Annotated in this window: 11 protein-coding genes; 3 read left to right on the forward strand and 8 right to left on the reverse strand. The window is 41.5% G+C overall.

Annotated features, from left to right (window positions below; all coding sequences use genetic code 11):
• Positions 1-447: 447 nt before the first annotated feature.
• Positions 448-2,133, reverse strand: a complete 1,686-nt coding sequence (gene lysS / locus RMY32_RS02685) for a lysine--tRNA ligase (protein WP_322708847.1) — start codon at positions 2,131-2,133, stop codon at positions 448-450.
• Between the two features lie 122 nt (positions 2,134-2,255).
• Here lysS and RMY32_RS02690 point away from each other — a divergent pair, with 122 nt between their 5' ends.
• Positions 2,256-2,813 carry a Uma2 family endonuclease gene (locus RMY32_RS02690; RefSeq protein WP_322708848.1) on the forward strand — a complete coding sequence of 186 codons (558 nt, stop codon included), beginning with the start codon at positions 2,256-2,258 and terminating at the stop codon, positions 2,811-2,813.
• Positions 2,814-2,831: 18 nt separating this feature from the next.
• Here RMY32_RS02690 and RMY32_RS02695 read toward each other — a convergent pair whose 3' ends face one another.
• The 5 genes from RMY32_RS02695 to RMY32_RS02715 form a co-directional block, all read right to left on the reverse strand.
• Complete coding sequence (locus tag RMY32_RS02695) at positions 2,832-3,257, reverse strand: hypothetical protein (protein ID WP_322708849.1); 426 nt, start codon at positions 3,255-3,257, stop codon at positions 2,832-2,834.
• A gap of 76 nt (positions 3,258-3,333) precedes the next feature.
• Positions 3,334-4,455: a geranylgeranyl reductase family protein gene (locus RMY32_RS02700; protein WP_322708851.1), complete on the reverse strand. Its 1,122-nt coding sequence runs from the start codon at positions 4,453-4,455 to the stop codon at positions 3,334-3,336.
• A 194-nt stretch (positions 4,456-4,649) separates the two neighbouring features.
• Positions 4,650-5,198 carry a ribosome recycling factor gene (gene frr / locus RMY32_RS02705; protein ID WP_322708852.1) on the reverse strand — a complete coding sequence of 183 codons (549 nt, stop codon included), beginning with the start codon at positions 5,196-5,198 and terminating at the stop codon, positions 4,650-4,652.
• Positions 5,185-5,913, reverse strand: a complete 729-nt coding sequence (gene pyrH / locus RMY32_RS02710; RefSeq protein ID WP_322686706.1) for a UMP kinase — start codon at positions 5,911-5,913, stop codon at positions 5,185-5,187. The genes frr and pyrH overlap by 14 nt, the downstream gene beginning before the upstream one ends.
• Before the next feature lie 71 nt (positions 5,914-5,984).
• A complete protein-coding gene (locus tag RMY32_RS02715; protein ID WP_322708853.1) occupies positions 5,985-6,539 on the reverse strand; it encodes a thioredoxin family protein in 555 nt (184 codons plus the stop codon).
• A gap of 445 nt (positions 6,540-6,984) precedes the next feature.
• Here RMY32_RS02715 and RMY32_RS02720 point away from each other — a divergent pair, with 445 nt between their 5' ends.
• The gene (locus RMY32_RS02720; protein ID WP_322708854.1) at positions 6,985-7,884 is read left to right on the forward strand and encodes an alpha/beta fold hydrolase; all 900 of its coding nucleotides are present in this window, start codon (positions 6,985-6,987) and stop codon (positions 7,882-7,884) included.
• 42 nt (positions 7,885-7,926) lie between these two features.
• Here RMY32_RS02720 and RMY32_RS02725 read toward each other — a convergent pair whose 3' ends face one another.
• Positions 7,927-8,412: a hypothetical protein gene (locus tag RMY32_RS02725; RefSeq protein WP_322708855.1), complete on the reverse strand. Its 486-nt coding sequence runs from the start codon at positions 8,410-8,412 to the stop codon at positions 7,927-7,929.
• Between the two features lie 68 nt (positions 8,413-8,480).
• Positions 8,481-8,765, reverse strand: a complete 285-nt coding sequence (locus RMY32_RS02730) for a hypothetical protein (RefSeq protein ID WP_409882177.1) — start codon at positions 8,763-8,765, stop codon at positions 8,481-8,483.
• 34 nt (positions 8,766-8,799) lie between these two features.
• On the opposite strand from RMY32_RS02730, the gene RMY32_RS02735 reads away from it, so the two are divergent.
• Positions 8,800-9,177, forward strand: coding sequence for a hypothetical protein (locus RMY32_RS02735; RefSeq protein ID WP_322708857.1), 378 nt, complete (start codon positions 8,800-8,802; stop codon positions 9,175-9,177).
• Positions 9,178-9,428 lie beyond the last annotated feature (251 nt).

Raw genomic sequence — 9,428 nt, forward strand, 5'->3', positions numbered from 1 at the left:
TGTCGCCTGACGATAATGAGCCAGTAGTTCTTCCGTACTCATGTGGTTAACGATCGCAATCCGTTTCGGCATAAGACGTAGATAGATACACTGCAACGATCCCAGCTTTATTATAAGTATTTATCCGAACTTGATATTAGATATACGTGTCAACTTAACGTGAAAGTTATGTCCTGCAAGGAACTGAAGTTCCTTGCTAATAGCTAAAGTCATCTTTTAGATGACTAAATAATCGGAAAAATCTTTAGTCTACTGAAGTAGACTTTAGCTATTAGCCCTGAAATTTATTTCAGGGTGGGTTGGAAGCCAACAGATAAGAGATTTGTAGCTTAAGTTGACACCAATAGTGTCCGACTGGCAACGAGAGACACTCCAGGCGAAACTCTTAGCAAATCCGAATCAAGTTGATGAATAGGGCAAGTCATCGCCCCATTTACCTTTACTAACTCAACTCAATTGTTCAAACTTAAATTTCCCTTTAATAAACTTGTTAAAGTATTGGCCATCAGACGGTGCATTTTCTAAGCCTTCCTTTACACTAAGGGGTACTTTGAAATACTCATAAACACTTCCATTGTCAAATTCAATAGTTAGTGTTTGAGTTGTTGGATCGTAACGAAATTCTTTAATCAGGCTGCTGGAAGGCTTGAGTAAGGGGAAGGCGATCGCATCCCGAATACTGGCACAATCGGTTAATAACATTACCAAGCGATCGATCCCAATCCCTAAACCACCTGTAGGCGGCATACCGTATTCCAAAGCGGTGAGAAAGTCTTCATCTACACCTTGGGCTTCTAAATCACCAGCAGCTTTCCGCGCCGCTTGTGCTTCTAAACGTTCTCTTTGGTCGATGGGATCGGTAAGTTCTGAGAAACTATTCCCAGTTTCTCGCCCGACTATAAATAACTCAAATCTTTCCACCAAACCAGGCACAGAACGGTGAGGTTTTGCTAAAGGCGAAATTTCTACAGGGTAATCAATTACAAAGGTAGGTTGAATTAAATTGGCTTCTACTTTCTCTTCAAAGGCTAAATTTAGTAACTTACCAATTGATTGAGCTTCATCTATACCAGGGATAGCAGCATTTTTACTTGCTGTTTTTGCTTCTTCCAAACTTTGGAACGAATTAAAATCCAAGCCTGTAAATTCTTTAACTAAATCGTGCATTGTTACTCGTCGCCAAGGTGGTGTTAAATCTATAGGTTCTCCTTGGTAAGTGATTTGTAATGTGTCGAGCACCTCTTGGGCGACAGTAGTAATAATCCCTTCAGTCAACGCCATCATATCGTTGTAGTCGGCGTAAGCTTGGTAAATTTCAATCGTCGTAAATTCGGGATTGTGTCGAGTCGAAATTCCCTCATTGCGGAAAATTCGCCCCAATTCAAACACCTTTTCAAAACCACCCACAATTAGCCGTTTGAGATGAAGTTCTGTGGCAATTCGCAGATACAACTCCATTTCTAAAGTGTTGTGGTAGGTGATGAATGGACGTGCATCTGCACCCCCAGTCTCACTTTGCAAAACAGGAGTTTCAATTTCCAGAAAATCCTGCTGTTCCAAATAGCGGCGAATAGCAGCAGTAATTTGAGCGCGACGGCGGAAAGTTTGCCGCACTTCTGGGTTAACAATCAAGTCAACGTAGCGCTGACGATAGCGCTTGGCAACATCCGTTAATCCATGCCACTTGTCGGGTAGGGGCAACAGGGATTTCGTGAGAATAGTATATTGTTTAACGTAGACAGATAACTCGCCCTTTTCAGTCCGTTTAATAGTACCTTTAACTCCCAGGATATCGCCTGCATCTGTGAGTTGTTTTAAATGATTGAAGGCATCAGCATCAATATCTGCCATGCTTTTTTGGATGCGATTTTTATCCAGATAAAGCTGAATTGTACCGGTTTCATCTTGCAAGGTGAAGAAAGCCAATTTACCAAAAACGCGACGCGCCATAATGCGTCCAGCTATGGCAACTTCCAAATCAACTTCTTCGCCACTGGATAAATCGGCAAATTTTTCTTGCAACTGCACTGCATGATGGGTGGATTCCCAACGATAGGCATAAGGATTAGTCCCTAGCTGCTTGAGTTGTTCTACTTTTTCCAGCCTTGCGGCTCGGATATCTTCTTCCGACATGGTAACGAACTAAATAGGGCAAGATTAATTATAGATGCTGCCAAAGTTGAGAGTAAAAGATAATCGCCTAAAAGTGATGTGCGTAGGCGTAGCCCACTGTAGGTATCGCTAAAGGAAATCCAATGACACAAACTAGAGTGCGCCTGTGGACTGTAAACGAATATCACCGGATGTTTGAAACGGGTATTATTACAGAGGATGAACGGGTAGAACTGATTAACGGGCAAGTTATCCCGATGAGCGCCAAAAATCCTCCCCATGCAGCGACAACGCTGTGTGCATCTGATTATCTTAAGCGGCTGCTAGCAGAAGTTGCCTTAGTTCGGGTGCAAGATCCCATTCAGTTGAGCGAATACTCGGAACCTGAGCCAGATATTGCTGTTGTTCAGATTGATGCGCGAAAGTATATCGATCGTCATCCTGCACCGAATGAAATCTTTTTATTAATTGAGGTAGCGGATACAACACTAGAAACAGACCGTAAACACAAAGCGCCTCTTTATGCGAAAGCAGGAATTAATGACTACTGGATTTTGAATGTGAATCAGCGTCAGGTTTATGTTTTTCGCGAACCGGGTTTAAAAGGTTACAATCTTGAATTTATTTTGCAGGAGGATGCAACATTATCCTTGATTGCATTTCCAGAAAATGAAGTCCAAATTAGTCAAATGTTTCCATAATCTTTACAAATCAAACCTTTATTTCTCTGCTATTTTTAGTAGATGCCTGGATGAAATAGCTTTCATTTTCAAGTTAGTAAATTGCATGATCGCCTTTACGAAATCTTGCTGTTCTGGTTGCAAATTTAGTTTTTCTAGGGCTTGCTTAATATTATTACCAGCCCGGAGATTGTGATTAAGTTGATCGCGTTGCGATGTGCTTAAGACTGCCTCAATTTCTCTGTTTCTTCGCTGACGCACAGCCTGGAGTTCTTGGCGTTGTAAGGGAGTCAGGTTAATCTCCGACGAGTTAGAGTAACTTGCAGTTTTGGTAGTTTGGGCAAAAATGACACCAGAAATAGTATGGAGTTGAACGGGTGCAGCTAAGGCAATTCCCGGCATGGAAAGGACAAGAGCTAGAATAGCAGCGAACACAGAAAGCCATTTTTTCAAGTGAATTGCCATATTGAGAAATGCCTATTACACAGTGGCGGATGTTTGCTTACCTTTAACAAGTTGCTCGAGCAACTGGTTTGGTTAATTAACCTCCAAAACCAGGAATTAAACGCTTTAGGGCGCGACCAGCAACATCGCCATAGCGCAGTTCTCCACACATAATCTTACCCATGATTTTCGCACCAGAGGGGCGCTTAACACCAACATTGTAGCCAATGCCAGGAAAGCGATAGAATGCCCCACCTAATTTTTGCGCCCAAGCCATCTCAGTACCCCACTGTTCATTAATGGCTTCGCTATATTTTTCTAAAGCATTAATATCACCAGAAAGAGCCTCATTTATGGCTCCTGCTGCAATCAAACCGCTAAAAATTGACGGACGAATGCCTTCTGCTGTCATCGGATCGACTACACAAGCAGCTTCCCCAGCTAAAACTGCATTTTGAGTATGCAACTTTTGGCTGCCATCCCACAAGCAAAGAGGATAACCATATTGCTTGCCAGTTTTGATATCTACATTAAACGATCGCGCGTACTCATCTAAAATTTTCTTAAAATCCTGGGGTTTGCCGCCGACAAATGTACCGACACCAATGGAATAACCATCAGCTTTTGGGAAGTTCCAAATGTAGCCGTTTTTCACCAAGCCAAACTCAAAGTGAATTGTCGATTTATCCTTGACATCTGCGACAATTTCTGCTTCTAAAGCTCCTGCTAAACGGCGTTTACGGTCTTTAAAGCCTAGCCATTTTGCCATTGGTCCTTTAACACCATCAGCCGCGATTAAGTAGCGACCTGTAACTGAGCCATTAGTTGTGTTAACTTGCCAGTAGTCGCTTTGAAAATAAATACCTGTTACTTCCGTATTATCTCGTAGTTCAGTTCCTTGCTTTTGCCCTTGCTGCACTAGGAAATGATCAAAAATATCTCGTCGCACCATCCAGACTGGTTCTTTGGTGGCGATCTTTGCTTCTACGGGGTCGCCCAAATTCCAGGTAAAGCGAAGGGAGTCGGCTTTTACAGAAATTACTGGGCTAAAATCAAAGTCAAACCACTGAGCGATCGCTGGAGATACACCACCACCACAAGGTTTATATCTTGGCAGAGATTCTTTTTCCAACACTAATACTGAGCGACCTTGTTTAGCTAAATGATATGCAGCTGTTCCACCAGCTGGCCCAGCGCCGACGATGATGCAGTCGTACATATTGAATTTTTGCTCCAGAATTAGTTTATTTTCTATTGAGTAGGGGCAATTGATGAATTGTTCCTACTTTAATTATTCATGTCTACTTACTTACTCGATCAATTTTTCTAAGATTTATGCAATAACTTAAGAAATGATAAAGGCTGAAGAATTTATCCATTATCCTTCAGCCTTTATACTTAAGACTTGAGACTTTAAACAGTCGTGATGTCTTTTTCTTTTTCTGCCAACAGCGAGTCTATTTTGGCAGTATACTCGTTTGTCAGTTTTTGCAACTTGTCTTGTTGGTCTTTTGATTCATCTTTGGAGATTTCAGAGGCTTTCTCCTGTTTGCGAATGGCGTCTATGGCATCACGGCGAATGTTGCGAATAGCAACACGACCTTCTTCAGCATACTTGGATGCCATTTTGACGAATTCTTTACGGCGCTCACTCGTTAAGGGCGGAATATTCAACCGGATTACAGAACCGTCGTTACTGGGTGTTAAACCCACATCTGAGAGGGAAATAGCCTTCTCAACGATGTTTAGGGTGTTGCGCTCGTAGGGTTGAATTAAGATTGTCGTAGCATCCGGCGTGCTAATATTTGCCAGTGATTTTAAGGAAGTAGGCGAACCGTAATAATCCACCAATACCTTATCTAATAGACTCGCATTGGCGCGACCAGTGCGAATCGAGTTAAAAGCTCGTTGAGTTGCCTCAACGGTTTTTTGCATCGTACTTTCAGCTTCAGCTAATTTCACAAGAACCTCCCACAAGGGTGCCGATGGATTCTCCCAAGACTGCTCGGTGGATATTTCCTCGCACCGTTAGGTCAAATACCAGAATTGGGATATTATTTTCTTTACACAAGGCGATCGCAGTACTATCCATCACCCGCAAATCTTGGGCTAAAACGTGCGCGTAGGTAAGGCTATTGTAGCGCTTGGCGTCTGGATAAATTTGAGGATCGGCATCATATACTCCATCTACTTTGGTGGCTTTAAAAATCACCTCAGCATCGATTTCTGCTGCTCTTAATGCCGCAGTCGTATCTGTAGTAAAAAAGGGATTTCCAGAACCAGCACCAAAAATTACCACCCGTCCTTTTTCAAGATGACGGATGGCACGACGACGGATATATGGTTCTGCTAATTCTTGCATAGCGATAGCGGTTTGCACCCGCGTCTGTACTCCTATGTGTTCTAGCGAATCTTGCAGCGTCATGGCATTCATTACCGTGGCAATCATCCCGATGTAGTCAGCGGTTGCCCTGTCCATCCCCGCCGACGCTGCTTTGACGCCACGAAAAATATTGCCGCCACCAACAACTATGGCGATTTGAGTACCAGTGGCTATCACCTCTGCTAATTCTTGTGCTATTCCTTTGACTACTTCTGGATCAATGCCATAGCCCATGTTGCCCATTAAGGCTTCACCGCTCAGTTTGAGTAAAACCCGTCGGTAATTCGTTCCCATGAAGTTACGCTTTATCAAAAAAGTTGCAATTGCCTCCAATTTAAGATAACAGTTACAGGGACAATCTATGTCTAGTTACGCCAAATCAATGTAGTACCTACTGGTTCTGTTTGTGGTATGGCTATTTCTTCACCTTTAAACAGAGAAGCGATCGCAGTTCTCAAATAATCCTCTCCCACTGATAATGGATCTTGGGGATGATTATCAATTTTACCTTTGTAACGGACTATACCATTAGTGTCTATGAGAAAAGCCGTTGGTGTTTTTGTTGCGCCGAAACTACCAGTCACATCTTGCGTCGAATCCCACAGGTAGGGGAAGTTCAACTCGTGATGTCGGGCAAAAGCTTTCATATTTTCAAAGCTTGACCTAGTGTCGTAGTCAACATTACTACCATTGAGTCCAATTAGTGTGAAGCCTTTGGGGGCAAATTCGGCTTGAATGTTTTTTAGTCTGCCTAAATACCGATCGACATAAGGGCAGTGGTTACACATAGAAATAACGCCGACTGCTCGGAACTTCTCAAGATAACGCCTGAGATGGTGTACTTGACCATCAATTCCTGGCAATTCAAAATCTGGTGCGTAGCTCCCAACGGGAGTATCAATTGTTTCTAGTAGATTCATGATTTCTGGCTCGCAGAACTAGGAACAAGAAAAATATTGTTAAATTCAGCGTCAGTTTCCAGTTGCAAACCACCCCTTAGCCGATGCCTCATATTCGCCAATCTTATAGACCAAATTTGCGATCGTAAATTGTGAAACTACTGAATCTAGCACTGATGCTAATTCACTCACATCTAAAAAATAGCCCAAATATTACTCATATTAGAAACGTTATGATTTTTAATACTGACATAATCTCAGTTGTGAGTAAATTACCTTTATCAATAAGATGAAAATCGATACTGGATAAAACTATTAGCTTAGAAGCTTTTGTGGTATATGTATAGGCTATCACTAGAGCCAAGAATTTATTTTGAAAATCTGATAAATTTTCTGCAAATTCAAAACAATTTTACTTGTGCTTTGTTGCTAAAAAGCTTTTAGCATTCTTTACGTCAAATTTACTATGACAACCTCAAGTTCAAAAACAGCACTTAACTCTACAAAAACCTGGATTTGGCAAGATTTTCCGATCTGTTACCAAACCCAAGGAACTACTGGGCCAGCTGTTGTCCTGGTGCATGGATTTGGTGCTTCTTGGTGGCACTGGCGAAAAAATATTCCCGTATTAGCGGAAAATTGCTGTGTTTATACTATTGATTTGATTGGTTTTGGCGCTTCTGCAAAACCTCAGCCTGGTGAAAAAATTAACTACACACTAGAAACCTGGGGACAGCAAGTAGCAGATTTTTGCCGTGAAGTTGTCGGTGAGCCAGCTTTTTTAGTGGGAAATTCCATTGGCTGTATTGTAGCTATGCAAGCAGCAGTAAGTAACCCAGATATTGCCTTGGGAGTTGCTTTGCTCAACTGTTCTTTACGGCTGTTACACGATCGCAAACGGGAAACTTTATCTTTATCTCGTCGTTACGGAGCGCCTTTGTTGCAACGAGTGTTATCTATTAAACCAGTTGGTGATTTCTTTTTCAATCAACTCGCAAAACCAAAAACGGTGCGGAAAATTCTGCTGCAAGCTTATGCAAATGCTGAGATGGTGACAGATGAGTTGGTAGATATTTTGATGTCACCAGCAAGCGATCCGGTAGCTGGGGCTGTGTTTCTTGCTTTTACTTCTTATTCTACAGGGCCACTACCGGAAGACCTTTTACCACTGTTACCTTGTCCGGCGATTATTTTGTGGGGAACAGCCGATCCGTGGGAACCAATTAAATTAGGGAGAGAATTAGCTAACTTTGGGCAAGTAGAAAAGTTTATTCCTTTAGAGGGAGTGGGGCATTGTCCGCAGGATGAAGCACCGGAGTTAGTCAATCCGATTTTACTCGATTGGATTTTGGAGCGATCGCGGTAATCATCTGTGAGAGGTTAGAATAGAGTCAATTTTGTCAATCAGCTAAAAAACACTTGCATACTGACTGTAAACAATAAAGACGACAATTCCAACGAAAATAAAGAGGACTAAAGTAGCTATTAAACCACGATGTCGAGAGACAACATCAAGAAGTACTAGTAGCCAGAATAAGGCAATCTCAACTGCGCTAGCAATGAACACAAGTCTGAAATTTAGTTCAATTTTTGGAGCCTGTAAACCGAATAAATAAAGCCTTGCTAAAGATAAAGAACTGCCTTCACGAGCGGACGATATTATTAGCTGCGACTGTACCAAGTTAACTAATAACCAAATAATTACTATGCCTACCATTACTGTCAATACAACAGCTAGTCCTTTAAATAATCGATTTATAAGCATCATTTTTTGCTCTAAGAAGAAAATTTTGACATAATGATCAGTATTCTTAAGTTCAAAGATATCGTCCAATTTCCTTTCTAAATCTAAAATATAGTCCGATATCTTCGGTGCGTTAGGACTAGCGTCCATAACGCACCCTACAAAATTAAAGCTTTTAATTCACATTAGGCGTGAAGTATTAGTCCAAAAACTTTTAACTAGTTCTCCCTATCTTCATCTAGTGCTTTTTGGATAGCTTGGCGACAAAACTCAGAAGGATCGTCTTTAGCCTTGACCTCTTCCTTCATTTCCTTAGAGACTCTAAAACTTAATTGGTCAGTTAATGGCTTATCTCCCTTTGGTTGCGCTGGTTCAAAATTTTGAGGGTTCCCTTTAGGATTAGGCATTGTTGAGAGATATAAATATAGCTTGATACTAACGAAACCATTAGAATAAAGTTTTAGATCGGTGGTGATACCCAGTCTACAAAACAAGTTCACCACCGATACCACTTTTACAAATGGGTAACTCTATTTTATGTTCACAAGGTCAGAACTCGAAATCAAAACCACTGCTGAGTTGAGAGACTTATGTAGACGTTATGGATTAAAGCCTACTGGGAACGGAGGGTACAAGACCAGTTGGATTGTTACCTTGATGGCATTCCCACAGATAGGACTCGCGCAACTAAGGCAAGGAAGAGGGTTGAAGTCACCAGGCTTTAGCGTTATTCAATTCCTTGAACGGGTGGTAGATGAGATGAATTCACCCACTGATGAGCAAGCAGCCCTGATTAAGCTGACAATGGAAGGCAAAGCTATGAGCTACCCTGACAGATACGATCAAGAGAGCTTGCTTAACTTGCACAAGGCTAAGATGTATCTTGAAATGGCGATCGGACTACTAAACCAGTAAATTAGTTTTGAAGATTTGTAGTAAGGACTTTAGTACTTAGAAAATAAAGACTAAAGTCCTTACTACAAACTTGCTTACCCGTATTGGACTCAACTGAAAAGTACTATTTTTATTAGACATCTCCAAAATAGTAACATTCTGTGGTAAAAGAACATTAAATAGCTTTTTTGACACAGAAACATGAGCGACATACTGAATCATATTGAAGAGAATCCTAAAAGAACAAAGCGGTTAATTGGTCTGGAGTATGA

Source organism: Nostoc sp. ChiSLP03a, from assembly GCF_034531215.2.
GTDB lineage: Bacteria > Cyanobacteriota > Cyanobacteriia > Cyanobacteriales > Nostocaceae > Nostoc.

Bases quoted from the DNA above. Each gene is read 5' to 3' on its own strand.
- lysS (WP_322708847.1), bottom strand. From the start codon at position 2,133: ATGTCGGAAGAAGATATCCGAGCCGCAAGGCTGGAAAAAGTAGAACAA.
- RMY32_RS02690 (WP_322708848.1), top strand. From the start codon at position 2,256: ATGACACAAACTAGAGTGCGCCTGTGGACTGTAAACGAATATCACCGG.
- RMY32_RS02695 (WP_322708849.1), bottom strand. From the start codon at position 3,257: ATGGCAATTCACTTGAAAAAATGGCTTTCTGTGTTCGCTGCTATTCTA.
- RMY32_RS02700 (WP_322708851.1), bottom strand. From the start codon at position 4,455: ATGTACGACTGCATCATCGTCGGCGCTGGGCCAGCTGGTGGAACAGCT.
- pyrH (WP_322686706.1), bottom strand. From the start codon at position 5,913: ATGGGAACGAATTACCGACGGGTTTTACTCAAACTGAGCGGTGAAGCC.
- RMY32_RS02715 (WP_322708853.1), bottom strand. From the start codon at position 6,539: ATGAATCTACTAGAAACAATTGATACTCCCGTTGGGAGCTACGCACCA.
- RMY32_RS02720 (WP_322708854.1), top strand. From the start codon at position 6,985: ATGACAACCTCAAGTTCAAAAACAGCACTTAACTCTACAAAAACCTGG.
- RMY32_RS02725 (WP_322708855.1), bottom strand. From the start codon at position 8,412: ATGGACGCTAGTCCTAACGCACCGAAGATATCGGACTATATTTTAGAT.
- RMY32_RS02735 (WP_322708857.1), top strand. From the start codon at position 8,800: ATGTTCACAAGGTCAGAACTCGAAATCAAAACCACTGCTGAGTTGAGA.